Genomic DNA, 26,328 nt, shown 5'->3' with positions numbered 1-26,328 from the left:
TTAATTTAATTCCACATTTAATGCCAAAGATTTAATTTCTTTAACAAGTACGTTAAATGATTCTGGTATTCCAGACTCAAAGTTTTCTTCACCCTTAACAATAGTTTCATAAACTTTTACTCTTCCAGCAACATCATCAGATTTTACAGTAAGTATCTCTTGAAGTGTGTATGATGCACCATATGCCTCAAGTGCCCATACCTCCATTTCACCAAACCTTTGTCCACCTAATTGAGCTTTTCCACCCAATGGTTGTTGAGTTACTAAACTATAAGGACCAGTAGATCTAGCGTGAATTTTATCTTCCACTAAATGATGAAGTTTAAGCATGTAAATTATTCCAACAGTGACTGGTCTGTCAAATTTTTCACCAGTTCTTCCATCCCATAAATAAGTTTGTCCTGATTTAGGTAAATTTGCTAACTCTAACATTTCTGTTACATTTTTTTCCTTAGCACCATCAAAAACTGGAGTGGAGATAGCTATACCATTTTGTAAATTTTCACATAAATCCTTAAATTCTGTTTTACTTAATTTATCTACTTTTTGATCAAATATTTCTTCACCATAAACAGATTTTAAAAAACTCTCTATTTTTTCATTCCTCTCAATTTTTTTATTATTTTCATTAACTAAATTCTTAATTTGTTCACCAAATTCTTTACAAGCCCATCCCAAGTGAGTTTCAAGTATTTGCCCTACATTCATACGACTAGGCACACCTAAAGGATTTAAAACTATATCTACTGGTCGTCCATCCTCTCTGTAAGGCATATCTTCAACTGGTACAATCTTACTAACAACTCCTTTATTACCATGTCTTCCTGACATTTTATCACCTGGTCTTAGTCTTCTTTTGATGGCAACAAAAACTTTTACCATTTTCATCACACTAGGTAATAAATCATCACCACTTCTTATTTTTAAAACTTTATCTTCAAATCTTTCAGTAATATCTTGTTTTGCTTTGTTATACTGATCTTTTAATTGTAAAAATGCATTCTCATTTTTTGAATTTGAAATAGTTAATTTAAAAAGATCATTAATTGATATTTTATTAATAGTTTCAAAATCTAATTTAGAACCAACTTCAACATCTTTTATTTTCTTAGAAAGGGTTTCTCCTGATAAAATTTGAGCAGCTCTTTGCTTAATACTTCTCTCCAAAATTTCTTCCTCAACAATTTTATCTTGTTGCACTTGATCAATTTCAGCTCTTTCAATTGTGATAGATCTTTCATCTTTTTCTATTCCGTGTCTATTAAACACTCTTACATCAACTACAGTACCACTACTTCCTCTAGACATCCTTAAAGATGTGTCTGTCACATCAATTGCTTTTTCTCCAAAAATTGATCTTAACAATTTTTCCTCAGGACCTGATGCTGAATCTCCTTTTGGAGTTACTTTTCCTACAAGTATATCGCCCGCATTTACCTCTGCACCAATATACACTATTCCTGACTCATCTAAATTTTTTAGAGCTTCTTCATTAACGTTAGGTATGTCTCGTGTTATCTCTTCTTCACCAAGTTTTGTATCTCTTGCCATAATCTCATACTCAACAATATGTACTGAAGTAAATACATCATCAGTTACGCATCTTTCTGAAATCAAGATAGAATCCTCAAAATTGTATCCTTGCCATGGCATAAATGCTACGGTAACATTTTTGCCTAAAGCTAACTCGCCTAATTTGGTCGAGGGACCATCTGCAATAATATCACCAGTTTTTACTTTATCCCCTACTCTGACCAAAGGTCTTTGATTAATACATGTGTTTTGGTTAGATCTTTTAAATTTTTGTAAATTATAAATATCAACACCAGATTTTGAGAAATCAGTTTCTTCTGTAACTTTAATTACAATTCTTTTACCATCAATTTTATCTACTACTCCGTCTCTTTTAGCAACAATTGTTACCCCTGAGTCTAATGCAACATCACTTTCTATTCCAGTACCAACCAAAGGTGCCTCAGGTTTTAATAAAGGAACTGCTTGTCTCATCATGTTAGAACCCATTAACGCTCTGTTCGCATCATCATTTTCTAAAAAGGGTATTAATGAAGCTGCCACCGAAACCAATTGTTTAGGTGATACGTCAATATAATCTATCGTTTCAGGTTTTGCTAAAAGGAAGTTTAAGTTTTGTCTACAAGAAACTAATTCCTCCACTATTTTACCATTTTTATCAATTTTAGTATTTGCTTGAGCTATGGTAAATTTTGTTTCCTCCATTGCTGATAAATATTCTACTTTATCTTGAACAACACCTTCTTTGACCCTCTTGTAAGGACTTTCAATAAAACCATATTTATTAATTTTTGCATAAGTAGATAAACTATTGATTAAACCAATATTTGGACCTTCTGGAGTCTCAATAGGACAGATTCTTCCATAATGTGTTGGATGCACGTCTCTAACTTCAAACCCCGCTCTCTCCCTTGTTAGTCCACCAGGGCCTAAGGCAGAAACTCTTCTTTTATGAGTAATTTCTGAAAGTGGGTTTGTTTGATCCATAAATTGAGAAAGTTGAGAACTTGCAAAAAAATCTTTTAGTGAAATTGTGAGTGGTTTTGCATTTATCAAATCTTGTGGCATTGCTGACTCGATATCTAAAGTGGTCATTTTTTCTTTAATAGCTCTTTCCATTCTATAAACACCAATACGAGCTTGATTTTCAACTAATTCACCTACAGATCTAACTCTTCTATTTCCAAGATGGTCAATGTCATCAACATCATCTTTACCATCCCTTAAGTCCAACATTTTACGAATTATTGCTAAAATATCATCATTTCTTAATATTGTAATTTTATCTGAGCATTCTAAATCTAATCTAGAATTCATTTTAACTCTTCCTACGTCAGACAAGTCATATCTGTCTGAACTAAAGAATAAATTATTGAAAATTTGAGTTGCTATTTCAATTGTTGGAGGCTCACCAGGTCTTAACATCTTATAAATTTCAGTAATTGCCTCATCTTTAGTATTATTTTTGTCATTCAGGATTGTAGTGAGTAAATAAGGCCCTTTGTTTATAGAATTTGTTACAGAAATATCTAGACTTGTAATATTTGCATCTAAAATTTGTTGAATGATTGTCTCATTTAACTCAGTACCAATTTTTAATAATCCATCTTCTTGATCATTTAATTTAATATCTTTATGTAAAAACTTTCCAAATAATGATTCTTTTGCAACTAGTATATCTTTTAATCCATCATTAGATAATTTTTTTGCATTTAAATAATTAATTTTTTCTCCTAATTTAATTACAACTTTCCCTGATTTAGCATCAACAACTTCTTCAGAGAAATTTTTAGCTTTATAATTTTCAAGGTTAAATTTTGTTTTCCACTTTTCTGATTTTGTATCAAAAATAAATTTTTCTGATTCATAAAATTCATTTACTATTTCACTTTTTGAATAACCAAGAGCAAGTAATAAAGTAGATGCAAGAATTTTTTTCTTCCTATCAATTTTAAAATATAAAAAATCTTTAACATCATATTCAAAATCTAACCAAGACCCTCGATTTGGTATTACTCTACAATTAAACAAAAGTTTACCACTTGCATGGGTTTTACCTTTGTCATGATCGAAAAAAACTCCTGGACTTCTATGCATTTGGTTTACAACAACCCTTTGAACACCATTCGTTATGAATGTACCACTATTAGTCATCATGGGCACTTCACCCATATAAACTTCTTGCTCTTTTGCTGACAAAATATCTTTAGTGTTCGTTTCTTGATTTATTTCATAAACAACTAATCGTAATGTGCATTTTAAAGCAGAGGAGTAAGTTAAGCCTCTTGCAATACATTCTTCTACATCAAATTTTGGTTTTTCAAGTCTGTATGATACATATTCTAAAGTTGCTTTATCATTTAGATCTTCAATAGGAAAAATACTTTTAAATACTCTGTCAAATCCTTTAGTTAAATCACCTGCTTCAGGGTTAAAAAATGTTAATTCGTCGTATGAATTTTTTTGAACTTCTATTAGATTAGGAATGGATAAACTTTCTTTAAGTTTTCCGAAACTCTTTCTAATATTTTTCTTTTCAGTAAAAGATATTTGCATCTATGTCTTAATACTGATTAAATTTAATTAATCAGTACTTAAAAATTTCCTGTTAATTTACTTAAGTTCTACTTTTGCCCCTGCAGCTTCTAACTTAGCTTTAATTTCCTCTGCTTCTTTTTTAGGTACACCAGCTTTTACTTCTTTAGGTGCGCCCTCTACCAAGTCTTTTGCTTCTTTAAGACCAAGAGAAGTTGCTGCTCTTACTTCTTTAATAACATTAATTTTTTTATCTCCTGCAGAAACAAGCATGATTGAAAAGTCATCCTTATCTTCTGCTGCCGCTGCTGCTCCTGCTGCAGCTGGAGCTGCTGCCGCCATTGGCGTAACACCCCATTTTTCCTCTAATTGTTTTGAAAGATCTGCTGCTTCAGCAACAGTTAAACTTGATAAGTCCTCAATAATTTTATTTAGATCTGGCATAATTTACTCTTTAGGTTGTGTTTCAGAATTTTCTGGGGGTAAACTACTCATTTTTTCCGATCGTGCAAGCAAAATACTCACTAATTTTGATGCAGATGCATTCAAAATACCCACAATATTAGCCCTTGCTTCGTCTAAAGTAGGTAAATTTGCGACATTCATTACTCCAGCTTGATCAAGAATTTCATTTTCCATCATTCCACCAATTAATTTAAGATTCTCATTATCTTTTGCAAACTTAGATAAAATTCGAGCTGACATTATTGCATCTTCTCCAAAAGCAACAGCTGTCGGACCAGTAAATAAATTTGATAAATCTTTACACTTAGTTTTTTCTAATGCTAATTTTGTAATTCTATTTTTTGTGATTTTAAAAATTATATCATGTTCTCTCATTTTTGATCTTAATTCGTCTAATTGAGTCATTGTCAGACCTTGATAGTGAGTAACCATAACTGCTTTACTATTCTCAAATTGCGTTGTCATTTCAGCAATATAGTTTTTCTTTTGCTCTTTATTCATCATAACTTAAATATTTTTTCCTAATTTTAATTTATACGAAACACCCATTGTTGATGTTAAAAAAACAGATTTTATTAAATCTCCTTTTACAGTATTATTTGATTTTTCCTTTTCAAGTGTATCTATAACAGCATTAAAATTTTTAATTAACTTATCATCAGTAAAAGATTTTTTTCCTATACTTACACCTATATTTCCATCTTTGTCATTTCTAATTTCTACTTGGCCAGATTTTGCATCTGAAATTGCAGTTTTTAAATTTTCTGTCACAGTTCCTAATTTTGGATTAGGCATCAAACCTTTTGGTCCTAACACTTTTCCTAACTTTGACAATTTAATCATCATGGATGGAGTACAAATTAATTTTTCAAAATCCATTTCACCATTTTTAATTTTTTCAATAAATTCATCATTACCAACAATATCAGCACCAGCACTTTTAGCTTCATCAGATTTTGTATCTTCACATACGACAGCAACTTTAATCTTTTTACCAGTTCCACCAGGAAGATTTACTACAGTCCTAATATTTATCTCACTTTTTTTTTGTTTATTGTTGATCTGAAAACTTAAATCGACTGACTCATCAAATTTAGTTGTACAATTTTTTTTAATTACCGGAAGTAATTTTTCAATTACCTCAGGTGAAAGTTCTGTAGTTTTTTCAGGAAGTTTTTTAAATCTTTTTGAAGACATAATTAATCTTTTACCTCGATACCCATTGATCTTGCGGAACCAGCTATAATTTTGACCGCTTGATCTAAATCAAGAGCATTCAAATCTTCCATTTTTTGTTTAGCAATTTCTTCAGCTTGTTTTTTTGTTATTGAAGCAACAATATTTCGGCCAGGTTCTTGAGAACCACTCTTAAGTTTTGCGGCTTCTCTTATAAAAAAAGACGCAGGTGGAGATTTAATTTTAAAATCAAATTTTTTGTCTTTGTAGACAGTAATTTCAACTGGTACAGGTTTGCCAGCTAACTTTTTTGTTTTGTCATTAAAAGCTTTACAAAATTCCATAATGTTTACTCCACGTTGACCCAATGCTGGTCCGACTGGCGGAGCAGGATTTGCTTGACCACCTTTAATTTGTAACTTTATAAAACCACTAATTTCTTTTTTAGCTGCCATAAATTTAACTTACTTTCTCCACTTGATTATATTCTAAATCAACTGGTGTTGGCCTTCCAAATATAGAAACTGACACCTTAAGTCTAGACTTTTCTTCATCAATTTCTTCAACCATTCCACTAAATGAAGCAAAAGGTCCATCAATAACCTGAACTTTTTCACCAACTGTGTACTCTATTGCTGATTTTGGTTGGGCAACTCCATCTTTTATCTGACCTAAAATTTTATCAATTTCTTTGTCTGATACTGGAACAGGCATACCCTTTGTTCCCAGGAAACCACTAACACGTTTTATATTTTTTATCATATGATAAATATCATTATCCATTTCACTCTTAATCAGAACGTAGCCTGGAAAATATTTTTTTTTTCTTTGAATTCTTTTACCTCTTTTAACTTCAGTAACATCATGAGTTGGAACGATAATTTCCTCAAATTTTTCTGAAATTTTAGCCTTGTCTGCTTCTTCTTTTATTAGTCCTGCAACTTTGTTTTCAAAACTTGAGTGCGATTGAACTATGTACCAGTTTTTCATTATATGCTCACTTTAAGTAATAGTTCTAAGAAAAATTTTAAAACTTGATCTAACAATAAAAAAAATAAAGACATTACGACTGCCATTGCAAAAACCATTAATGCACCTTGGAGCGTCTCTTTTCCTGTAGGCCAAGAAACTTTAAATGCTTCTTGTTTTACTTCTTGTATAAATTTAATCGGGTTCTTCATATTTATCTATTTTATATTGGCAGGAGCGGAGGGACTCGAACCCTCAGCCTCCGGTTTTGGAGACCGGCGCTCTACCAATTGAGCTACACTCCTATATAGAGTTTACTCTATAATTTTAGTTACTACTCCAGCTCCAACAGTTCTTCCACCTTCACGAATAGCAAAGTTTAATTTCTCTGACATCGCAATTGGTGTAATTAGTTTAACAGTGAATTTAGCATCATCACCAGGCATAACCATTTCAGTCCCAGCCGGTAACTCTACTTCTCCAGTTACATCTGTAGTTCTAAAATAAAATTGTGGTCTATACTTTGTAAAAAAAGGTGTGTGTCTTCCACCCTCTTCTTTTTTAAGTACATACGCTTGAGCTTCAAACTTAGTGTGTGGTGTTACAGATCCTGGTTTACAAAGAACTTGGCCTCTCTCTATATCAGTTCTCTCTACACCTCTTAAAAGTACTCCAACGTTGTCTCCTGCTTCACCAGAATCTAAAAGTTTTCTGAACATTTCAACACCAGTACAAACTGATTTTTTAGTTTCTCTAATACCAACTATTTCAAGTTCATCTCCAGTTTTTAAAACACCTGACTCAACTCTTCCAGTTGCAACAGTACCTCTTCCTGAGATTGAGAAAACATCCTCTACTGGCATCAAGAAATCTTTGTCTTTTGGTCTATCTGGTTGTGGAATAAATTCATCTACATTCTTCATCAATTCCAAAATTGAATTTTTTCCAATCTCTTCATCTCTGCCTTCAACTGCAGCAAGTGCAGAACCTTTTGCAATTGGAGTTTTGTCACCTGGGAATTTATATGAGGTTAATAATTCTTTAATCTCTTCTTCAACTAGATCAATCATTTCTTTATCATCAACTTGATCTACTTTATTTAAATATACACAAATTGCAGGAACTCCAACTTGTCTTGCTAAAAGAATATGCTCTCTTGTTTGAGGCATAGGACCGTCAGCAGCGTTGACAACTAAAATTGCACCATCCATTTGTGCTGCACCCGTAATCATGTTCTTTACATAATCAGCGTGACCCGGACAATCTACGTGTGCGTAGTGTCTTTTTTCAGTTTCATATTCAACATGTGCTGTTGAAATTGTAATTCCTCTTTCTTTCTCCTCTGGAGCTTTATCAATTTGATCATATGCTACTGCCTGAGCTCCACCTGTTTCAGATAAAACTTTAGTGATCGCAGCAGTTAAAGTTGTTTTACCATGATCGACATGACCGATTGTCCCAATGTTACAATGCGGTTTATTTCTTACAAATTTTTCTTTCGACATTACTTATATTCCTCACTTTTGTTTTTTTATAAACTATTTTTTTCTTGGAGCGGGTAAAGGGAATCGAACCCTTACATCCAGCTTGGAAGGCTAGCGTTCTACCATTGAACTACACCCGCACAACCCCAAGAGTAACACTCCAGTATTGCCCAAGATTATTGAATGGTGGAGGGGGAAAGATTCGAACTTTCGAAGACCGAAGTCAACGGGTTTACAGCCCGCCCCATTTGACCGCTCTGGAACCCCTCCCTTAGGGGAAGTGTCCCCTTGTTCAATAAAGCTTCAAACAACAAGCGTTTTATATATTTTATTTGTCTAAATGCAACACGTGATTTAATGGGAAAATATTTAAAAAAACGTGTAAAACAAAGGAAATTTTATGAATAAATCATCTTTTTTTATCATTGGACAACATGCTGTAATTGAGGCTCTTCGAAACCCTAAAAGAAAAGTTTTAAGAGTATTTTTAACTGAGGACACCAAGAAAAATATTCACAAAAAAAATCCTAATAAAAACTTATTAAATGATGTCAAAGTATATTTTAAAACAAAAAAAGAACTTGATAAGTACAGCACTAGAGAAAATCTACAACATCAAGGATACGTTGCAGAGGTTGAACATATACAAAAACCATTGCTTAAAGAATACATCAAAGAAAGGGATAATATTACATTAGTTTGTCTTGATGGTGTGACTGATCCAAGAAATATTGGATCTTTGATAAGAAGTGCAACTTCTTTTGGTATTGATGGAATAATTATTAAAGAAAGAAATTTCCCTAGTGAAAGTAAACTTTTGTATAAAGCAGCAAGTGGTGCAATTGAATATATGAATATATTTGAGGTTTCTAATATCAATTCAACATTAAAAAATCTTAAAGAAAAAAATTTTTGGGTATATGGCTTCGATGGCGATGGCAAAGAAGACTTTACCAAAATTGAGTGGAAAGGAAAAAATATATTATTATTTGGGTCAGAAAGTTCTGGTATGCATAAACACACATCCAAATATGCAGATTTTTTAGTTAAGATTGAAATAAATGAAAAAATTGAGAGCCTAAATATATCAAATAGTGCAGCAATTGTATTCCATCATTTAAGTTATCTAAAAAAAAAGAGTTGATTAATTAATAAATAATTAATAATTATTGCGCATGCCCTTGTAGCTCAGCTGGTAGAGCAATTGATTTGTAATCAATAGGTCCGCGGTTCGAATCCGTGCGGGGGCACCATCACTCAATAAAATTAACGTTAAATTTTTCAAAAAGTTAAATTTCTATCCTGACTGTGCTTATAGTGTGCTTTGATTGTGTATAGAGTGTGTATAGATTGTGTATCAATCAAGTAGTCGTTAGATAATTATATTAAGTTAAAGATTTTAAATATTGTCCCAAATTTTTATAAACATCTTTCAAACTTTTAGAAATTAGTTGCTCTTTTTTTGGATAAGAGGTTGGATGATGAGTTACAAAAAATTTATTATTTGAACATACTAAAAAATCTTTTTTAATATCTTCAAATTTTGAATTGGCTATTCTTTCCCAATATGGTCTAAAATTTAAACCAATACTCAAAAAAACAATAAATTTAAATGAACTTAATTTAATAAAATTTTGAATAATTTCTATTCTTTTATTAGTTATATAATCTTCATAATTTTTTTTTGTATTTAGGTAGTTTAGTTTTGAGAAAGATTTATAAAACCACTCTGATCCTCTTAAAGATTTTGATGGCAAAGGTCTTAATTCTATAAGTGAATGGTTCTCATTCTTTCTGCCCAATCTATTAATTTGAAAATTTAAAATATTGGCGTGTGATAGATCTTGGTTTTCATAAGAAAGAATAGTTCTTATAATTCCTTCCCAGGTTTTTTGTATAGCTGATGTTTCTTTATGCCATAAATCGTTTGTTTTTAGATGGAATTCTTTCCCATCTACCAAATGACTCTCTCCTAATGTTTTCCAAGTTGATAATTTTTTATTAACTTCTTTAAAACCAAGGTCTGGTTTTTCTTCCAAAAGTTTGCCACTAACTCCAATACCCTCTTCCAGGCCAATAAAGCATATGTCTCCATTAATATTTCCATAACCCAAAAAGGTATTTATATATTTCTCTAGTATTTCGTCGTTAAACATTTTTTAAATCAAATAAAGGATTGAACCCTCTAATATGTTTTCATTTTAATTTAATTATTTCTTCTGGATGTTTTTTAATACGATCTAAAGACTTTTTATCTTCATAGCTTTTATATAAATTATCTATTCCAGCTTCTTTTTTAATTTTTTCAAGATTTTCTAAATAATCATCTGGACCACCGTGCATTTTTAATTTCTGCATTTCATCTCTCATTTTTTTATATTTTAGATATGTCAGTGTTGCTGTTGCTTTTTCTTTTTCATTAAGTTTTTCTCTCAAATCTTTTATTAGATAATCTTTTTCCTCCCCTTCTAGCCTCTCACTTGCTTCAAGCGAAATTAAAGTACTTTGAATAAACGCAAAGGTTCTATCAATTATGTGTTTTTGTTTTTCAATATCCATTATTATTGAATTTAAAACTTTATGTTTATCGTCTTTATTCATTTTAATATTTAGAGAATGGTACAAAATTCTTCATCAATTGTCTTCGTGAAAGAGGTTTTTTCGGATCATAAAGATTTTTCATAATTTCAACCAATTCTTCTTCAATAAAACTTCTATTATAAATGATATAACTACGTTCTTCATTTTCACTACCGCCACTGTTCGAAAGCCAGTTGAAACTTCCCATAACGGCATATTTGGTATCACAAATTAGAATTTTAGAATGATTAGGGAAATAAAATGTCTCCAGCGTCCCTTTAGTTTTGTTTGAGGCTGTCCATTCTTGAAGTTCTCTGACAGCCTTTTCTCCAGCATTCTTGTGTTCAGAAGAAATGCTTCCTGATTTTTTGTAGCCCCAAGCAATAATAATATCTACTCCCCTATCTAAACAACTTTTTATCTTATTCCTAAATTCTTCATTAACTGAATAATCAGTTAACCATCCTGAAAAAATGACGATTGTTTTTTTTGCTTGATCTAAGGTTTTTAATAAAAATTTTCTATGATCTTTAGCATTTTCTATAACTTTAATTTCGTTGTTTGAAATATTATTTATGTTTGAATTGAAGTTTTGATTATCAATTTTTTTAAGATTTTTTTTTAAATCATTAATTAGGTTTTTATTTTTCCAAGTTTTAAAACTAATATAAAAAACAACTACAACAACTCCTAACTGGACAAAAAGAAGTTCACCACTTAAAGCATAGCCTACAAAGACTGCAGATAACCCAAGTGTCCAAGCTAACCAAAAACCACCTACAGCTAGTCCTGCTATTTTTCCTGCAAATTTTCCTTTCATATTCCACGCAAGAAAAATTGTTATTGCTATTATAATTGAATAGAGAAGAGGTTTCATAGTTTCTTTTAATATACTAGTGTGTCTATAGTGTGTATAGATTTGAAATAACTTTCAATTAACGTTGGTAGTATTTATCTTTTTGAAATTAGACTCTCGATTTGTAATCAATAGGTCCGCGGTTCGAATCCGTGCGGGGGCACCATTAAAATCTTACTTATTTCAAATAAAAACTTAAATTACCTTATTTTTTTTAGAATTAGAAATTGTTGAATAAGACTGCAGAAAGGAAGAGAGAAGAACTCTTTGTAGTGAATTTGTAGTGAATTTTAATTTACCCTATTAGGTTCTATTTATCCTTAAAGGTTTAGTTGGGTGGTTATAGAGAAAATTTTTTAATTTCTATATAATTTATAATATGAAAAAAAAAGCTCATAAAATAGTTGATAGGTTTTTTAAATTTTTTGAAATGAACGTATTTGATCCTGAAAACATTAAACATAAAAAGATTGTGCAAAATAGGATCAATAAAATGATGCAAACTGAGTTAATGAATAAATGGTTAAAAGAAAATAATTGGTTTAATACAGATGTTATATTGACTGAGGAAGCAATCAAATTTCTAATAGATTGTGCTGTATGTTTTTTTGATGAAAAGGAATTTGAGGAAAAAATTAATTATAATTCTCAAGAATGGTTAGAGGCATTGGATTTAAGAATTTCTAAGGTAAAAAAAACAAACTAGTGTTTATTAATTTAAAGTTTTAAGTCTTTTAATTAAAAAATCTTTGATTTCATTTTCGCTTGCATTATCATCTAGCTGTTCATTAAAACCAGTATTAAGTACTTTGATAAAGTTTTTTAAGTTATAGAAATCATCGTTTCCATTTATAATTTTTATAATAGACTCTAGTTTTTTAATTAATAAATTGATCTGAAATTTTTTGTCTACCTTTTTTACATTACCCATAGGATGAGCAATATCAAGGTGTTCACCGGAGGTTATTAAAATTATATTTTCTCGAATATATCTTAAATCAGGGAAATCACCTTTTGGAAAAATATGATGGGCATGATTTGCTTTTTCTCCACTGTATTCACTAAGATGATTATGTTTTTCTTTTACATCTCTTTTGGCACCATTCTCAAAAACATCTTCTTTTTTATTTTTTTCCTGATTCTGGTAGTATAATTTTCTCCATTCAGCCCTAGATATATCTTTTGGTTTTCTGGTATCATGATCATGCCAATTTTTAGAATTATATTGTAAATCCTCTAGCAAAATTGTGTCATGTGATATAGCACCTTGGTTACCATAACTTCCTTTTTTACCTAAATCGTAAGCTAAATGATTTATTATCTTATTGTAAATTCTTGATGGCTCATGCGGATTTGGTCTTCTTTCTCCAATATTGGTATTTGCTCTAATAAAAATATCCAAATTTGTTCTTAGGTCTTTGAACGAGTCAGATGTCTCTTTGCTAAAAAAATCATTAAAATAATTTGATAGATTGTTTTGTTTTGCAAATTCTTGCGAAACAAAAACCAGAAATTTCAAAGATCTATCTGATTGAGAGTGTATATAACTTAAAACATTCTGATCTAAAATCTTAAATTTATGTGGTATTTTTTTTTCATCTCTACTTAAAACACCAAAGTAACTCAATAAATTCATTGGTTGAGCAAAAAATTTATCATATTCATTTTTTTTATTTTCGTCATAAACAGAGCCTTTGCCATAAATTTTAACCAATTCATCTGACACATCATGTTTCCAAATATAGCTTTTTGTAAAATGATCAATTTTATCTTTTTTAGTAATTTCAGAAATACATTTAGCAACAGTGTAAAGATTATCCATAGTAAGTTTTTGATCGAATGGTCTTGGATTAGAATTTTTTTTTGTAAGTTTTAGATTTTGACTTGATAAAAAACTTTTAACTTCATCATCTGAAAGCATATTAATTAGCTTTTTTTAGTCCCCAGAAAAAAACACTATTTTTATCTATATTAAGTGATCTGGTTCCAAAATTTCTGGCTATACGATAAAAAGCTGTAAATTCTTTTGAAGCAAAGAACTCTAATTGTTTATTATTAATTTTTTTATTTTTTTTTGGAAATAAAAGTGCCGCTGAACCATCAACAATTGAGTTCTCTGGTAGCTTACATGCTCTTGGATAATAAGTAAGGTTTGGAACTAAATATACATTTTTCTTATTCAAATATTTAGATACTGCGAAACTATCTATTTCATTCAGATAAGTGTCATACCCATCAAGTGAAACAATATTATTGTTGGATATATTTCTTGATTTTAAAACTCTTATTTTACCCTTATTCAAAGTATGTTTTTTTGTGATTTGTCTATCTCTAAAAAAGTTAAAAACGCCAAATTCCATTTTTTTACAAACGTCATCAAAAAACTTATCTCTATAAAGTAACCAGTATGGAAATTTTGAGTCTATTATATAGTCTTGATTTTGTAGGATGTAATTTTTATTAGTATAACTATAAAATTTAACTTGGTTATCTTTTGTTTTTTTTCCGTTTAATACAAGGCCAATTGTTTCAATTTTAACTCCCTTAAAACCATTTTCTCCAAAATCTAAAATTGAATATATATTTTTTTTCTCAATTTTTGATCTTATCTGATCATGTTCTGGTGATGATATTAAACTCTTTGGTAAAACGAGAGCAACATTTTTACTCAAACTTAAAGACTTATTAAGAAACAAGGTAAAAAGATTATTAGTGGTGCTTAGACCATGTTTTTTATATTCTTTTAGAGTGTTTTTTAACTTTATTTTACCGAATGGAGGATTTCCAATAACTAAATCATAATTATTTTTAAAAGTATGCGTTAAAAAATCTTTATTGAAATATTTAATATTGATATTTTTAGGAACTTTTATTTTTTTAAGTAATAATTTTAATAAACTTAAAATTTCTGTATCTATATCAAAAACATCAATTTGAACTGATGGTAAATGAGAAAATTTCTTAATCATTTGAAGTAGAAAACTTCCTGAGCCAACCGATGGTTCAAGTATTCTAATTTTTCCTTTAAGTGTTGGAATATTATTCAATATATCAATACTAAGAGAGCTATCCGTAAAATAAGAGGAGTTCTTTTCTTTATCTGGATTAGAAAATTCCAATATTTTAATAACAAAATCTAAATCGAGTTTATTGTAAAATTTGTTAATAAAAGCTTTCTTATTATTAAAATTAGTCAAATTGTGTAATTTAATAATCTTATTAATTGATTGAAGATTATCTTTAAAACCAATGTCTTCTATATTTGATAAATCTTTAATTTTTTTTGCAATATTATTGAAAACTTTTGTTGGTACGGCCTCCCCTATACATCGCCTAATATTCAATTCATTCTTTTTTAAAAACTTTTTCTTATTTTCAAGGCTCAATGAATTTAGAGTTTCTTCTTTTATATCGGACCATTTAAAATCATCCGGTATAGACATAAATCGCATTAACTCTCTAATACTGAAAACTCTATTCTCCTTTGGATGAATGGTATTCTGACTAGCTAATATATCGTTTCTTGTATGAATACAGGGTGCAACTTGATTTAAAAAATTTCTTTTATACTTGTCACCATTTTTTTTCTGATTAATTACAATCTTATTATCAATAATTTGATGAGGTTTACGAAAACTTTCTCTATTATCAAAAGCACTTTCACCTTCTTTAAGTTTCTCAATCCATGGAAGCATTTTTTGATCGTAAGGTCTAAAAGAGTGATAGATATCTTTTGATATCTCACCTAATTTATTCAATTTTTTTAAGCTTTTTGTTAATTCTTTAATTGTTTTTGGTTCAGTTATATCTGGAAACAATCCCTCTGGATTAATTTTCTGATCTCTTCTAACACCTATGACAATAGTTCTTGTTCTGCTTGAATTTGAACCATAATTCTTAAGATTAAGTACTTTAGATGAAATAAAGTAATCTTGTAATAAATTTTTATTCATAGCGTCTTGAATTCGTATCAATTCACCATCAATATCTGTGCAAAGAGTTTTTAAAAAGCTTTGAACGTTTTCATAAATAAAAAATTTTGGTTTAATCTTTTTAGTAATTTTAAAACTTTCAACAATTAAAGAATTTCTATTTAATTCATTTTTTTTCTTATGGTTTGCAACAGAAATACCTTGGCATGGTGGTGTAGCAATTAATAAAGTTAAATCTTTGACGTTATTATTTTCTTTAAATATTCTTACATTTTTGAAAATTTTGTCTTGTATTTCACTTTTTTGAATATTGCCTGTTATATATTGTTCAGGGTCTTCACAAATCTGATTATTTTTCTGAATCTCTATTCTTTTTGGATCTATCTCACAAGTCGATATACACTTAAAATTTTCTTGATTGAAACCATAACAACCTACACCAGCTGAACTGAAAAGAGATATATAATTTAGTTGTTTCATATTCATAGTATATATCACAAAATTTTGGTCCTTATATTAAAAGGAATTACTATTAAATTTTGATATTTTTTTTTATATTTTAACTGTGATTCGTTTCAATAATTTTTGAAACGATTTAATGAATTTTTTATAGATATACATAGGTAAAACACCCAATAGGAGAACTTCCCATAACATTTGAAAATTTTAATATAAAAGAGTGTTTATATTTTTTTTAATTTATTTTTAAGTGTATTAAATTTGTACTTTAAGACTTTATATACTATAATTAAATTGTCCTGATTTAGAATTAACTCTACTTGCTGGGACTTTAAACACAACGCTAAAGGAGAAAAATGAAACTAATAATACAATCAATCAAAAACTATTTTAAATCAAAAAAAGATAAAGGTTTAGAGCCTGTATTCTTTGAAAAAATAGGTGATAAAAATACTTCTAGAGATGAAATGAAAGAAAATTTAATTAAAGCATTAAAAAAGAATGGCTGGACTATAAAAAAATAATATTAATACAACAAAAAAACATGTAGTGAATTTGTAGTGAATTTATTTTACTTGCTTGATGGGGATTTCAGAAGTTACTAATATCAACGTTAATGAAAGGAAATTTTAAGAAGCTTTTTGATTTGTAATCAATAGGTCCGCGGTTCGAATCCGTGCGGGGGCACCATCAAGAAGTTTCTCTTCTTAATTGTTCTATCTTGATTTTCTTTTGTAGACTTCTATTTCTATCGTAAAGAAGATTAAATTTAATTTTTTGATTAGTTTTTACTATAATATTTTTTGCATTCCTCACTTCACTATTATCAGCAACAGCAGAAATTGGTCTTTTTTTAGAATTTAAGTTCCTAATATTAATTTTAGATTTATCACTTACAATTTTACCTTTCCATCTTCTTGGTCTAAATGGACTTATTGGAGATATAGATAATCTTTTTGAATTCAAACTTAATATAGGTCCATGAACTGATAAATTATAAGCAGTACTTCCAGCGGGTGTGGAAACCAGGACACCATCGGAGACAAGTTTTTTTATGACTTGTTTAGAACCATGATAAATAGATAAAGACGCGGCTTGCCTACTTTGTCTTAAAATAGAAACTTCATTTATAGCTATATGTTTTTTTGTTTGGTTTTTATTATTTTTAACAGACATCTCTAAAGGAGAAATAGTTATCATTCTTGCTTTATGTAAATTGCTTATGATATTTTTTGATGAAAATTTATTCATCAAAAATCCATAACTTCCAGAATTTACACCATAAAAAAACTTTTTTGATTTTTTATTCTTTTTTAATGTTTGTAGCATGAAACCATCACCACCAATAACAATTATAATATTGGATCGTTTTATATTATTTTGTTTAATCTTTTTTTGAATTAATGATTTAATCTTTAAAGATTTTTGATTTTTATCAGATATGATTTGAACTCTATTCATTTAATGGTGCCCTCGGCCAGACTCGAACTGGCACTCCGCAAGCGGCAAGGATTTTAAGTCCTTTGTGTCTACCAATTTCACCACGAGGGCATTAATGAATTTCATGAGTGTTTATGCCAATATTTATAATTGAACAAGAGGAATAAGTAAAATTTTTTTATTTTATCTCTCTGTGTAATAGTCTAGTAATAGTTATCCTAAAAAATCCTATAATAGATTTAATTCTTTGCCTCACCATTGATAACAGAACCAGGATTATATTTGTAACCTTCTCCGTAAAGTTTGCCATCTACACTTCCCCCAATAGTTACTTTATTATAATTAATTATGTCACCAGTTAAACTTCCATAAATTCTTAAGTCCCCATAATTTTCGATATTACTTTCGGCGGCTCCCCACATTATAACTTTAGCATTTTCCTCAATTTTAATATCACCAACAGTCATACCGTAGATTGTTATTGATGAATTACTTCTTATAACACCTCCTCCAAACATATCATAAATTGTTTTGCTACCTCCTATTGATTTAGCTTCTAATTTTTTTTGAACAACTTTAACTCTTGCACAATCTCCAACTGTTTCTCCAGTTGAGGTATTTACTGCACAAGAAGTTGGTTCAAAGCAAGATGTTAGAAACAAAAAAAATAATGGCAGTATATAAGTCAAAGTTTTTTTCATTAAATAATTGTACAATAAATCCATCTCTCTGTTTACTGGTCTTGTACTGGTTGTCCTATAAAATCCTTGAACTTAATTAATCAAATTTACATTGAAGTATATTTGTTAAGTTATTCCATTTACTTGTAACTTTTTCAGTTTTTTTATCAAATGTAAATCCTCCATTACCATTTTTTACATACAAGTAGTCATCTGTAACCAATAGATCAAATTTTTCCATTTCAACTATACCATCAAAAGCCGTTATTCTTGTTGCTGTTTTATCTTTCAGATTTAATTCCCAGTCCCATATTAGTGAAACTTTCCTTCCTTCAATTTGTAAAGATCTTAATTTATCTAATTTATGTTTGTAGCTTTTGTATGGACGATCATAACATTCAGTCACATTGATTTTTCCATCAAACCAACCAGCATTTACAAAATTACAAAAGGCAAAACTTACTAAAATTATAAATATAAATTTATTAATTTTCATATTTTTTATTAATCTTTTTTGCACAATATTCAGCAGCAAACTTTGTTTTCTTATTTAAATATTCTATACCTTTTGACACAAATGCATCTAATTCTTTATCAGAATATTTTTCACTAACTTTTTTCACGGAGCATAAGCAATATTCTCTTGATTTTAATTTATTTTTACCTGCACTAACCATTATGTCGACGCATTGTTGAAATTCTCTTCTTTCTCTATCAATACTCAAACTATATGAGTTAACCGATGTAAAATTAAAAAAAATTAAGAATATTAAAAGTTTTTTCATCAATAAAAGATACAACATTATCTCTCTGTGTAATAGTCCTGTAATAGTTTGAGCAAATTAATTAACCCTTATTTTCTAATCTTGATTGAAGGCTAATTTAATGTTATGTGATTTTATAAGATGTTTGGACTACGTTAGACTACCACGGACTGACTCGTCTGTGAATCCCTCGGCTTTTAAGTCCTTTATGTCTACCAATTTCACCACGAGGGCATGAGTTATTTTCATGAGTGTTTATGCCAATATTTATAATTGAACAAGATGAATAAGTAAATTTTTTTAATTTACTCTGCCGTTTTTTATTGGATCTAATAAAAGTTTTTTAACATTATATCTAAATTTCTTATTGTTATAATGCAAAGAATTTAGAACAACTATTCTTGAATTTTCTACATCAATCAAAATCGCCTGACCACCAAAGCCTCCTAAACCAAAAACTACCCTATTTTTTAAACCTGGATAATCCATATGAAATTGTCCACCATAAGTACTCGAGAGATTAAAGCCAGGTTCGTGTCCTTTTTTTAAATTTTTTTTAATTCTCCTTTCATGAATTTCTTTTAAATATTTACCTACACAAGTATCATTTTGATAATCATCCATGATTGCTTTTGCAATTCTTAGATAATCATATCTACTAGCTCTAAATGAATATCTTCCTGGACCTTGCTCATCTGAAATTCCTTTTTGTTTTAAAAAAAACACACTATTTTCTACTTTGGCTTTTTTTTGAAAAATTTCATTTAAAAGTTTTTGAAAATCTTGATCAGTTTTATAAATTACATAATTCATTATAATATTTGTTGCTAAACCATTATAATGATACTTTTTAGAATTAGATGGTTCTGAATCTTTTAATTCTAAATCAGCAAAAGCAGATATAGGAAAGCTATTGTACCATCTTCCAGTCTTTTTTAATCCATCATGATCATCAACATATTGTTGATCTCCAGCAGCCATGTTTAGAATATCAATTAATTTTTTTTTAGAATAGAGAGTGTTCTTGATCAAAGGCCAGTCGTTTAATGTTGTATCAATACTATCAATATAACCGCCACAAATTGCATGACCTGTCACGTAAGAAACTAAGCTTTTACCCATCGACATGGAACTCCATTTAGTATCATTTTTAAAGATAATACCAAAACGATCCTTAGGTGAAATTTCATCAACAATGATTTCATCATTTTCAAAATAAAGATAACTTAGAATTGCTTTTGTTTGTAATTGTTTTTTTACAATTTTATCATCTATTAAATTTGATTTGAATTTAATTGGATTTTTAGATGGTTGTACTAAATATTTACCAAATCCTTTTATATCCTCTAAGTAATGAAAAACATAAAAGAGTAAAGTGCCAAAATTAGGATTGGCTTGATAATTTATTTCGTTTCCACCTCCCCTTTTCATTATTTTTACATCTAAATTATTTGGATAAATTAGAGTGTATTTACGATCTTTGGTTGGTATTAATTTTCCATCAGCTCCAACACATTCGTCCCAAGTTGCCTCAGATGTACAAAGCGATCTATCAAGCACCATATCAACAGGATCTCCTGTTTTATCTAAATACTGATCATAACCATTTAAGCTTAGCCATCTATTAAATTTTATCAAACTTTCATATGGTCCTGCAAAAGCATTATTGTTTAATATTAGTCCCAGAAAAATTATGCCTAAGAATTTTTTCATCAGTATGAATATATGTTATTCACTCTCTTTATAATAGTTTAGAATGTATTTCTTAATTCAAGGTTTGTTGCATATTCAGGAATTTCACTCATTAAACTATAGTTAGAACTTATGTTGATATCAAAACCACTTAAATTTCTTTTATAATTTAAAGTTGCTTCATTATTATCTAATTTCATAGCATACTCAGTACTTTCATCAGGCACATAGCCAAACCCTATATATAAAGTGTCGCTATGAGCAATTTCACTTTGACTTCTTTCATAGATCGTCATTAAAGATAAACCATTATCCATTTCTAAATCAAATCCAATATTGCCTCTAATACTTTTAGAATCTTGACCAATACCTCTAGTATATTCTGTTGTTTGTGAGATATACCTATATGTTGCATCTGATGTTGGGCTAAAGTCTAAGCTAAATTCTAAACCTGCATTTGGCTCAAGTGTTAATGAATTATAGTCAATAATATTACTTAAATTAAAACCTGAAGATATCATTCCAGTTTCAACTACTTGTTTATTATAAACAAGACTAGCTACTCCCGTTTCTGAATACTTAGATAATTCTGTGTAGCTGAGATCAATTCTTATATTAGGAGAAATATTAAATTTTTCTTTTTGGTAAGTAGAAAAATAATTAATTGAGCCAAATACTTGTGATCCATTTCGATTACCTGTTCTAGTATTCCCTCCGCCTTTTCTAACATGATCAGTCTTTAACTTGCTTACTCCCAAAATACCTTCAATAAATCTTTCATCATCCTGTGGAAAAGTTCCATAAAGTGATAAACTAACTGAATCAGTATCTAGTGTCGTGCCAAAAGAGCCTACATCCACTTCATCTCGACCATACCGGAATGCGTATCCATATAATTTATTTTCACTTATCTTTTTATCCATTCCAAACGAGACACCTTTACTATCAATTTTTTTTGACGACGAATGTGAGGTATCTCCTGCTCTTCCAAAACTAATACTGCCCTCACTCCAAAATGACCATTCATCCGACAATTTATCTAAAAACTTATTAGTTTTATTAGATACTGGAAGCATTTCTGATAATGAAGCCATCATTGAATTAGAAAAATTTAATCTAATATTTTGGTTACTTAATTGGTCATTACTTCTATGACGTCTTAACCAAAACATACGATTTAATACTGGCGTGGTGGCGTGGATAGCAATTTGTTTTGCTGTTGCTGTTTGAGAGTCAATTATAGCTAATTGATCTTTACCACCTTTATATTTACCAACAGGGTCATCACAAGCACCATCGATTACACTCCAATTACAGCTTAGGTTAAATTCAAAAACTTTATCATTTTTATCACCAATGAAAAACATTTTACTTCCATCGTTGCTAAAAGCCATTTCTCTTGGTTGGATATCATGAGAACTTACATCAAAGTTGCCTTCAAGGGATAAAGTAGAAGCATCATAAGGTGTAGTTAATTTAAACTGAGAAATCCTATCTTGAGCACTATTAATGATAAACATTTTGGTACCATCGTCTTTAAAAGTAATTCCATCTAAGTAATTGTGAGAGGAACTTAGGTCTTCAGTATTAAGATGAGTAACTGTGGAGCTAAGATCATATGGTGTATCAAGTGAATATTCATGAATACGATGTTGGGACATATTTCCTGCACCAACAACAAACATTCTGGTACCATCATTGTTAAATGCAACTGAATTTGCTCTAATTTCTTGACCAGAAATAGGAAAAGCACCATCGTGTGTAGCAGTTGAAATATCAAATGCAGTGGTTAGTGACCAATAATCTATTTCCTTATCATGACCATGGTTAACAATAAACATTTTTGTTCCATCGTTATTGAACACTACTTGTGTTGCTATAAGACTTCCATCTACATATATATTTTTAGTTTGGTTTTCGGTTGCCGTTGAAATGTCATATGCGGTACTTAATATAAATTCGATAACTACACTATTTGTATTAGCACTTTTTAGTGCATACATTTTTGTACCATCGTTATTAAATGTAAATCCATAATAATTATCGGCTGTCTCGAGTGATTTACTTTGCACAAAGGTTGGCTCCGCTATAGCTTTTGAAAAAAATAAAGCTAAAAAAAATACAATGTAATAAATTTTATAAATATTTTTCACAACTATTAATCATTAATAACTCAATTTATTCAATTAATGAGTGTTAAAAATGTTAAAACATTATAATTCAAATGTCTAGGTAGGACAAAATTCATGATGAATAAATATCTTTAATAGTTATTATTATTTAATGAAAAACAATATTGTTAAATCTCACTTAAAAAAAAAATCACAGGCAAAGCTTGCCTTATCAATTAGCCTATTTTTTGTGCTTTTAACCGCAACTGGATACCTCTTTAATTCCAAAGAAGTAATTTTTCTATTTTATATTTTTTGTTTTGTATTTTTCTATAATTTAGTAATTCAATTTTTATTAGAAAGGTTTGATATTAAATCATGATAAAAACACTTATTAAATTAAAGATATTAAAATTAATACTAATTGGTGGGGTATCAACAGCTTATGTTTTTAAGAAATATTGTGATCAAAAAAATGAAATAAAAAGTAAAAAAGATAAAAAACTTTTAAATTAAAAGAAATACCAAACAAATCATTTGAACAAAATTAATTACTACTGAGATAAAATGTGAATATTTGAATTTTTTATCCTGTTTTTCATCTCTATATTTATTGATTAACGGCATTAATAAATAGTTCGATATAGCAAATAAAATTGTGATTAATAAAATTAGATAAAAATCAACGCCTAATTTACTTAAAAATAAAAATAGTAGTAGAACAACAAAGCTAATCGCTAAATTAACATTATAATAAAAAGGAAATATTCTTCTTATAAACTTTCGAGCATTATCTTCATCTAGAGTAGTAAATACTACTGGAGCAATCACAAAGGAAAAAAATAACATTATCCCTAGAATCATTGCTATTAAATAAATACTAACTTGTTCAATCATAATTTAATTTTCAATTGAATTTTTTTCCATCATTAATATTGATCTTCCATCATGAACATTATTAAATCTTTTAATCTCTATCATAAACTTTTTCTCTCCAAATAGATCTTTTTTCCTCAAGGTGGATATTCTCATCTTTTTTCTTTGTGTGCCTGATATTCGTTTCAAATGATAAAGAAGAAGGAGGTAGCTGATAATTTTTATCTATAAAATTTAATATAGACGAATAAGACGGATAAAAGTCTTTTTTTTCATCAAAATTACTAAATTTCTTGTATTTTCTTGAAAATAAACCATTGCCATCATCATAAAATCTTTCTGTGGTTAAACCATATTTTTCATAAGGATAATAATTTAAATCATCTTTATTTATATGATTTACCCAACTGGCATAAGTCCAATATTCGCCAAAAGAACCATATATATTTGTAGCTTTTATTATTAATTCAATCCAATTTTGGTCTGATTTGAAGTGATCTTTAAATTTTAACTTAAGACTTTTTAAATACTTTTTTTTAAAAACCATATGATGTGAAGTAAATGTTCCTCTGATGTCCTCAACAGGATTTATTTCCAATACATTGATAATTAAATTTTTCCATGAATTTAAAACATCCTGGTTTCCATATGATTTATCTTGAAGTAAAGCAAACTTCTCATTATTTTCATCAATGATCGGCCATGATTTTACTGGTAACAAATCTGCATCCCATACTAAAAAAACATCCTCTAATTCATCTATAACATCACTAGCTCCTAATTTAATAATCTGTTGATACAACCAACCAGGGGAATAATTGGGTTTATTTTGAGTAATTTGAGAAAAGATATCTTTTTTTGTTAAACCATATTTATTTAAAAAAAAATTATTCTCTTCCAGCAATGTTAAATTTTCAATATCCCAAGAATTAGATTTATCTTTAAAAATTTTTATCTCATGATCAGAAGTTACGACATAAATTTGTTTTGGTTTATATTTTTGGGAAATTCCCTCGAGAACTGATCTTGTACTCCAATTCACATGGTGAATTGGAATCACAAATTGGTACATTTTATTAATTTAATTTTGCTTCTTTTAATATATTTTCATCTGCTTTAAAAACAGTGACTGGATCTTCAAGGCCTGCATCTGAACAAAGAGGTTCAACACCCAATCCTTTTCTAGGATATTTTGAAACTACTTGTTTAAATTCTTGTATGATTTCTTTTAATTCAGGTTTTGTTAAATCATTAATATATTTACATTTTCCGATAGCAATTGGAACTGGAATAGCTAGGTTACCACCTCTTTTTTGAAGAATTTTATCAAAACCTTCATTCATGCATTTTTCATCTAACAATATGTCATGCCATAAACTTAATTCGTATTCGCTAAATAATTTCAAAATTCTATGTAAATCTTTTTCACTTAACCAGCCTCTTTTGTAAGACATAAAAGAACTTAAGGTCATTTCAACACTTATAGCATGACCATGTAGTAATCCTGCTTTAAGTTCAAAGTTTGCACTTAATCCATGGCCAAATGCATGATCTCTGATGCTGTGAACTTCGTGTAAATTATCATATTCACTCTCAACATAGCTTTTTAAAGACAATCCGATAATTTTTTTTGATTTAGATACTATTTCATTTTGAGAACTGCAATTTATTGTACCAAAATGAGTTTTCATCAAATCAAGCCCTGTGTCCTCAAGTAAAATAAATAATTCTTTGTCTCTAATTACTGCCATCTTATGAATTTCGGCAATCCCATGCCTAACCCAAGAAGTTCTCAGGCTTTTAAAAAATGATCGATCAGATATATTTAGCACTGGTGCATGAAAAGATCCTAAAAGGTTTTTAAATCCACCAGCGTCACAACACGATCTTGGACTAGGTCCACTATCTATTGCGCTGACAACTGATGTTGATAACATTATATAAGGAGTGCTTCTATGATAAATAGATGCAGCAAAAGCTCCTATGTCTCCTATAACTCCTCCACCAATTATCAAAATAGGTTCATTTCTGTTTACACCTAATTTTCTAAAATCCTCAACTATTTTTTCCACATTTTTTATATGTTTATCAACCTCCATAGCTCTATAAACCAATTTCTCTAATATAATAGAATGATGATTAAAATAATTTTCAATTGCTAGTCCATAATTATCCTCAATATTTTGATCTATTAAACAAACACATCTTCCAAATGATTTATAGTTATCTCTTAAAAGAGGATTGTTGATATTAAGCGTGTCCTCTTCAACCTTAATTGATGTAAATGTGTTTAAGTTCATTGTTGCTTCTATTTGTTGATAATCTTTTGAGCTAACAACATGTCCATTAGAATTTCTATAACTGGAAGTTGGATACAAAGCTAAGGGATTTTTCTGCTCATAATCTAAAATAAGCTGTTTATAAAAAGCATGTTTGGAGCTGTTAAGTAAATTTGAGATTAATTTAGAGTTTCCAAACTCTGTATCACTGATACTTGAAGATAAAAAATTTAGGTTTTTTGATAAATCTTTATTAAAGGGTAAAACTAAATGTGAAAGTTCAAGAAAAAATCTTTCAGTTGTTAAATTTAGAGAAGTTTTTAAAATTCTCAAATGAGGTAGTGAGGAAATAGCATTTAGTTTTGAAAATTCATTTGCTATTTTTACATCATAGGGATTTATTTCTGTAAGATTTATCAATAAATTTTCAAAATGATTATTATTTACAAAATTTTCTATTAAATCTTTATTAATTACAAAATTTTTTTTACTTGAAA

At 29.1% G+C, this 26,328-nt stretch carries 26 protein-coding genes and 5 tRNA genes; 5 read left to right on the top strand and 26 right to left on the bottom strand.

Features of this window, described 5'->3' with window-relative positions:
• The 11 genes from rpoB to ACTT83_RS03215 all read right to left on the bottom strand — a co-directional run bounded on the left by rpoB (nucleotide 1) and on the right by ACTT83_RS03215 (nucleotide 8,432).
• Nucleotides 1-4,089: a DNA-directed RNA polymerase subunit beta gene (gene rpoB, locus ACTT83_RS03265; protein WP_440918718.1), complete on the bottom strand. Its 4,089-nt coding sequence runs from the start codon at nucleotides 4,087-4,089 to the stop codon at nucleotides 1-3.
• 57 nt (nucleotides 4,090-4,146) lie between these two features.
• Nucleotides 4,147-4,512, bottom strand: coding sequence for a 50S ribosomal protein L7/L12 (gene rplL / locus ACTT83_RS03260; RefSeq protein ID WP_440916323.1), 366 nt, complete (start codon nucleotides 4,510-4,512; stop codon nucleotides 4,147-4,149).
• Between the two features lie 3 nt (nucleotides 4,513-4,515).
• Nucleotides 4,516-5,034, bottom strand: coding sequence for a 50S ribosomal protein L10 (rplJ, locus tag ACTT83_RS03255; protein WP_440918745.1), 519 nt, complete (start codon nucleotides 5,032-5,034; stop codon nucleotides 4,516-4,518).
• 6 nt (nucleotides 5,035-5,040) lie between these two features.
• Nucleotides 5,041-5,730 carry a 50S ribosomal protein L1 gene (rplA, locus tag ACTT83_RS03250; protein ID WP_440918717.1) on the bottom strand — a complete coding sequence of 230 codons (690 nt, stop codon included), beginning with the start codon at nucleotides 5,728-5,730 and terminating at the stop codon, nucleotides 5,041-5,043.
• A gap of 2 nt (nucleotides 5,731-5,732) precedes the next feature.
• A complete protein-coding gene (rplK, locus tag ACTT83_RS03245) occupies nucleotides 5,733-6,164 on the bottom strand; it encodes a 50S ribosomal protein L11 (RefSeq protein WP_440918716.1) in 432 nt (143 codons plus the stop codon).
• Between the two features lie 4 nt (nucleotides 6,165-6,168).
• The gene (nusG, locus tag ACTT83_RS03240) at nucleotides 6,169-6,699 is read right to left on the bottom strand and encodes a transcription termination/antitermination protein NusG (RefSeq protein WP_440918715.1); all 531 of its coding nucleotides are present in this window, start codon (nucleotides 6,697-6,699) and stop codon (nucleotides 6,169-6,171) included.
• On the bottom strand, nucleotides 6,699-6,890 hold the full coding sequence (gene secE / locus ACTT83_RS03235; protein WP_075501425.1) for a preprotein translocase subunit SecE: 192 nt from the start codon (nucleotides 6,888-6,890) through the stop codon (nucleotides 6,699-6,701). Before secE ends, nusG begins: the two co-directional genes overlap by 1 nt.
• 17 nt (nucleotides 6,891-6,907) lie before the next feature.
• Nucleotides 6,908-6,983 (bottom strand) — tRNA-Trp (locus tag ACTT83_RS03230).
• A gap of 9 nt (nucleotides 6,984-6,992) precedes the next feature.
• Nucleotides 6,993-8,183 (bottom strand): elongation factor Tu, encoded by a 1,191-nt coding sequence (tuf, locus tag ACTT83_RS03225; RefSeq protein ID WP_440918714.1) that lies wholly within the window; start codon nucleotides 8,181-8,183, stop codon nucleotides 6,993-6,995.
• 45 nt (nucleotides 8,184-8,228) lie between these two features.
• Nucleotides 8,229-8,302 (bottom strand) — tRNA-Gly (locus ACTT83_RS03220).
• A 44-nt stretch (nucleotides 8,303-8,346) separates the two neighbouring features.
• A tRNA-Tyr gene (locus ACTT83_RS03215) sits at nucleotides 8,347-8,432 on the bottom strand.
• A 130-nt stretch (nucleotides 8,433-8,562) separates the two neighbouring features.
• Here ACTT83_RS03215 and rlmB point away from each other — a divergent pair.
• Entirely contained in the window at nucleotides 8,563-9,306 is a 744-nt protein-coding gene (gene rlmB / locus ACTT83_RS03210; protein WP_440918713.1) for a 23S rRNA (guanosine(2251)-2'-O)-methyltransferase RlmB, read from the top strand.
• 33 nt (nucleotides 9,307-9,339) lie between these two features.
• Nucleotides 9,340-9,415: transfer RNA gene (locus ACTT83_RS03205), tRNA-Thr, on the top strand.
• 132 nt (nucleotides 9,416-9,547) lie between these two features.
• Here the strand turns inward: ACTT83_RS03205 and ACTT83_RS03200 are convergent.
• Genes ACTT83_RS03200 through ACTT83_RS03190 form a run of 3 tightly spaced genes read right to left on the bottom strand, consistent with a single transcriptional unit; the run spans nucleotide 9,548 to nucleotide 11,562 of the window.
• Complete coding sequence (locus ACTT83_RS03200; RefSeq protein WP_440918712.1) at nucleotides 9,548-10,318, bottom strand: hypothetical protein; 771 nt, start codon at nucleotides 10,316-10,318, stop codon at nucleotides 9,548-9,550.
• Between the two features lie 40 nt (nucleotides 10,319-10,358).
• Entirely contained in the window at nucleotides 10,359-10,763 is a 405-nt protein-coding gene (locus tag ACTT83_RS03195) for a hypothetical protein (RefSeq protein WP_440918711.1), read from the bottom strand.
• 1 nt (nucleotide 10,764) lies between these two features.
• The gene (locus ACTT83_RS03190; RefSeq protein WP_440918710.1) at nucleotides 10,765-11,562 is read right to left on the bottom strand and encodes a phospholipase D-like domain-containing protein; all 798 of its coding nucleotides are present in this window, start codon (nucleotides 11,560-11,562) and stop codon (nucleotides 10,765-10,767) included.
• Between the two features lie 415 nt (nucleotides 11,563-11,977).
• On the opposite strand from ACTT83_RS03190, the gene ACTT83_RS03185 reads away from it, so the two are divergent.
• Nucleotides 11,978-12,304 (top strand): hypothetical protein, encoded by a 327-nt coding sequence (locus ACTT83_RS03185; RefSeq protein ID WP_440918709.1) that lies wholly within the window; start codon nucleotides 11,978-11,980, stop codon nucleotides 12,302-12,304.
• 6 nt (nucleotides 12,305-12,310) lie between these two features.
• Here the strand turns inward: ACTT83_RS03185 and ACTT83_RS03180 are convergent, their stop codons facing one another.
• Both ACTT83_RS03180 and ACTT83_RS03175 read right to left on the bottom strand, forming a co-directional pair.
• The gene (locus ACTT83_RS03180) at nucleotides 12,311-13,519 is read right to left on the bottom strand and encodes a hypothetical protein (RefSeq protein ID WP_440918708.1); all 1,209 of its coding nucleotides are present in this window, start codon (nucleotides 13,517-13,519) and stop codon (nucleotides 12,311-12,313) included.
• Nucleotide 13,520: 1 nt separating this feature from the next.
• A complete protein-coding gene (locus ACTT83_RS03175; protein WP_440918707.1) occupies nucleotides 13,521-16,010 on the bottom strand; it encodes a DNA cytosine methyltransferase in 2,490 nt (829 codons plus the stop codon).
• A gap of 335 nt (nucleotides 16,011-16,345) precedes the next feature.
• Here ACTT83_RS03175 and ACTT83_RS03170 point away from each other — a divergent pair, with 335 nt between their 5' ends.
• A complete protein-coding gene (locus tag ACTT83_RS03170) occupies nucleotides 16,346-16,513 on the top strand; it encodes a hypothetical protein (RefSeq protein ID WP_440918706.1) in 168 nt (55 codons plus the stop codon).
• A gap of 166 nt (nucleotides 16,514-16,679) precedes the next feature.
• Here ACTT83_RS03170 and ACTT83_RS03165 read toward each other — a convergent pair whose 3' ends face one another.
• From ACTT83_RS03165 to ACTT83_RS03135, 7 genes are all read right to left on the bottom strand, one after another.
• Complete coding sequence (locus ACTT83_RS03165) at nucleotides 16,680-17,450, bottom strand: NAD kinase (RefSeq protein ID WP_440918705.1); 771 nt, start codon at nucleotides 17,448-17,450, stop codon at nucleotides 16,680-16,682.
• A 4-nt stretch (nucleotides 17,451-17,454) separates the two neighbouring features.
• Nucleotides 17,455-17,540: transfer RNA gene (locus ACTT83_RS03160), tRNA-Leu, on the bottom strand.
• A gap of 128 nt (nucleotides 17,541-17,668) precedes the next feature.
• Nucleotides 17,669-18,130 carry a hypothetical protein gene (locus ACTT83_RS03155; RefSeq protein ID WP_440918704.1) on the bottom strand — a complete coding sequence of 154 codons (462 nt, stop codon included), beginning with the start codon at nucleotides 18,128-18,130 and terminating at the stop codon, nucleotides 17,669-17,671.
• Between the two features lie 76 nt (nucleotides 18,131-18,206).
• The gene (locus ACTT83_RS03150; RefSeq protein WP_440918703.1) at nucleotides 18,207-18,605 is read right to left on the bottom strand and encodes a hypothetical protein; all 399 of its coding nucleotides are present in this window, start codon (nucleotides 18,603-18,605) and stop codon (nucleotides 18,207-18,209) included.
• Nucleotides 18,595-18,894 carry a hypothetical protein gene (locus ACTT83_RS03145; protein ID WP_440918702.1) on the bottom strand — a complete coding sequence of 100 codons (300 nt, stop codon included), beginning with the start codon at nucleotides 18,892-18,894 and terminating at the stop codon, nucleotides 18,595-18,597. Before ACTT83_RS03145 ends, ACTT83_RS03150 begins: the two co-directional genes overlap by 11 nt.
• Before the next feature lie 279 nt (nucleotides 18,895-19,173).
• A complete protein-coding gene (locus tag ACTT83_RS03140) occupies nucleotides 19,174-20,586 on the bottom strand; it encodes a hypothetical protein (protein WP_440918701.1) in 1,413 nt (470 codons plus the stop codon).
• Between the two features lie 38 nt (nucleotides 20,587-20,624).
• Nucleotides 20,625-22,718: an autotransporter domain-containing protein gene (locus tag ACTT83_RS03135; protein ID WP_440918700.1), complete on the bottom strand. Its 2,094-nt coding sequence runs from the start codon at nucleotides 22,716-22,718 to the stop codon at nucleotides 20,625-20,627.
• 336 nt (nucleotides 22,719-23,054) lie between these two features.
• On the opposite strand from ACTT83_RS03135, the gene ACTT83_RS03130 reads away from it, so the two are divergent.
• The gene (locus ACTT83_RS03130; RefSeq protein ID WP_440918699.1) at nucleotides 23,055-23,192 is read left to right on the top strand and encodes a hypothetical protein; all 138 of its coding nucleotides are present in this window, start codon (nucleotides 23,055-23,057) and stop codon (nucleotides 23,190-23,192) included.
• On the opposite strand, the gene ACTT83_RS03125 is transcribed toward ACTT83_RS03130, so the two are convergent.
• From ACTT83_RS03125 to ACTT83_RS03115, 3 genes are all read right to left on the bottom strand, one after another.
• Nucleotides 23,184-23,573 carry a DUF4149 domain-containing protein gene (locus ACTT83_RS03125; RefSeq protein ID WP_440918698.1) on the bottom strand — a complete coding sequence of 130 codons (390 nt, stop codon included), beginning with the start codon at nucleotides 23,571-23,573 and terminating at the stop codon, nucleotides 23,184-23,186. The two genes, ACTT83_RS03130 and ACTT83_RS03125, sit on opposite strands and share 9 nt — an antisense overlap.
• Nucleotides 23,574-23,643: 70 nt before the next feature.
• Nucleotides 23,644-24,624, bottom strand: a complete 981-nt coding sequence (locus ACTT83_RS03120; RefSeq protein ID WP_440918697.1) for a DUF6492 family protein — start codon at nucleotides 24,622-24,624, stop codon at nucleotides 23,644-23,646.
• Between the two features lie 4 nt (nucleotides 24,625-24,628).
• Nucleotides 24,629-26,328, bottom strand: a 1,700-nt coding sequence (locus ACTT83_RS03115) for a 3-dehydroquinate synthase family protein (protein ID WP_440918696.1), incomplete at its 5' end; no start/stop codon positions are given.

The organism is Candidatus Pelagibacter sp., assembly GCF_052049775.1.
Classification (GTDB): domain Bacteria; phylum Pseudomonadota; class Alphaproteobacteria; order Pelagibacterales; family Pelagibacteraceae; genus Pelagibacter.
The sequence above is the reverse complement of the archived record's forward strand: the minus strand, read 5'-3'. Positions and strand labels throughout refer to the sequence as shown.

Bases quoted from the DNA above. Each gene is read 5' to 3' on its own strand.
- rpoB (WP_440918718.1), bottom strand. From the start codon at position 4,089: ATGCAAATATCTTTTACTGAAAAGAAAAATATTAGAAAGAGTTTCGGA.
- rplL (WP_440916323.1), bottom strand. From the start codon at position 4,512: ATGCCAGATCTAAATAAAATTATTGAGGACTTATCAAGTTTAACTGTT.
- rplJ (WP_440918745.1), bottom strand. From the start codon at position 5,034: ATGAATAAAGAGCAAAAGAAAAACTATATTGCTGAAATGACAACGCAA.
- rplA (WP_440918717.1), bottom strand. From the start codon at position 5,730: ATGTCTTCAAAAAGATTTAAAAAACTTCCTGAAAAAACTACAGAACTT.
- rplK (WP_440918716.1), bottom strand. From the start codon at position 6,164: ATGGCAGCTAAAAAAGAAATTAGTGGTTTTATAAAGTTACAAATTAAA.
- nusG (WP_440918715.1), bottom strand. From the start codon at position 6,699: ATGAAAAACTGGTACATAGTTCAATCGCACTCAAGTTTTGAAAACAAA.
- secE (WP_075501425.1), bottom strand. From the start codon at position 6,890: ATGAAGAACCCGATTAAATTTATACAAGAAGTAAAACAAGAAGCATTT.
- tuf (WP_440918714.1), bottom strand. From the start codon at position 8,183: ATGTCGAAAGAAAAATTTGTAAGAAATAAACCGCATTGTAACATTGGG.
- rlmB (WP_440918713.1), top strand. From the start codon at position 8,563: ATGAATAAATCATCTTTTTTTATCATTGGACAACATGCTGTAATTGAG.
- ACTT83_RS03200 (WP_440918712.1), bottom strand. From the start codon at position 10,318: ATGTTTAACGACGAAATACTAGAGAAATATATAAATACCTTTTTGGGT.
- ACTT83_RS03195 (WP_440918711.1), bottom strand. From the start codon at position 10,763: ATGAATAAAGACGATAAACATAAAGTTTTAAATTCAATAATAATGGAT.
- ACTT83_RS03190 (WP_440918710.1), bottom strand. From the start codon at position 11,562: ATGAAAGGAAAATTTGCAGGAAAAATAGCAGGACTAGCTGTAGGTGGT.
- ACTT83_RS03185 (WP_440918709.1), top strand. From the start codon at position 11,978: ATGAAAAAAAAAGCTCATAAAATAGTTGATAGGTTTTTTAAATTTTTT.
- ACTT83_RS03180 (WP_440918708.1), bottom strand. From the start codon at position 13,519: ATGCTTTCAGATGATGAAGTTAAAAGTTTTTTATCAAGTCAAAATCTA.
- ACTT83_RS03175 (WP_440918707.1), bottom strand. From the start codon at position 16,010: ATGAAACAACTAAATTATATATCTCTTTTCAGTTCAGCTGGTGTAGGT.
- ACTT83_RS03170 (WP_440918706.1), top strand. From the start codon at position 16,346: ATGAAACTAATAATACAATCAATCAAAAACTATTTTAAATCAAAAAAA.
- ACTT83_RS03165 (WP_440918705.1), bottom strand. From the start codon at position 17,450: ATGAATAGAGTTCAAATCATATCTGATAAAAATCAAAAATCTTTAAAG.
- ACTT83_RS03155 (WP_440918704.1), bottom strand. From the start codon at position 18,130: ATGAAAAAAACTTTGACTTATATACTGCCATTATTTTTTTTGTTTCTA.
- ACTT83_RS03150 (WP_440918703.1), bottom strand. From the start codon at position 18,605: ATGAAAATTAATAAATTTATATTTATAATTTTAGTAAGTTTTGCCTTT.
- ACTT83_RS03145 (WP_440918702.1), bottom strand. From the start codon at position 18,894: ATGAAAAAACTTTTAATATTCTTAATTTTTTTTAATTTTACATCGGTT.
- ACTT83_RS03140 (WP_440918701.1), bottom strand. From the start codon at position 20,586: ATGAAAAAATTCTTAGGCATAATTTTTCTGGGACTAATATTAAACAAT.
- ACTT83_RS03130 (WP_440918699.1), top strand. From the start codon at position 23,055: ATGATAAAAACACTTATTAAATTAAAGATATTAAAATTAATACTAATT.
- ACTT83_RS03125 (WP_440918698.1), bottom strand. From the start codon at position 23,573: ATGATTGAACAAGTTAGTATTTATTTAATAGCAATGATTCTAGGGATA.
- ACTT83_RS03120 (WP_440918697.1), bottom strand. From the start codon at position 24,624: ATGTACCAATTTGTGATTCCAATTCACCATGTGAATTGGAGTACAAGA.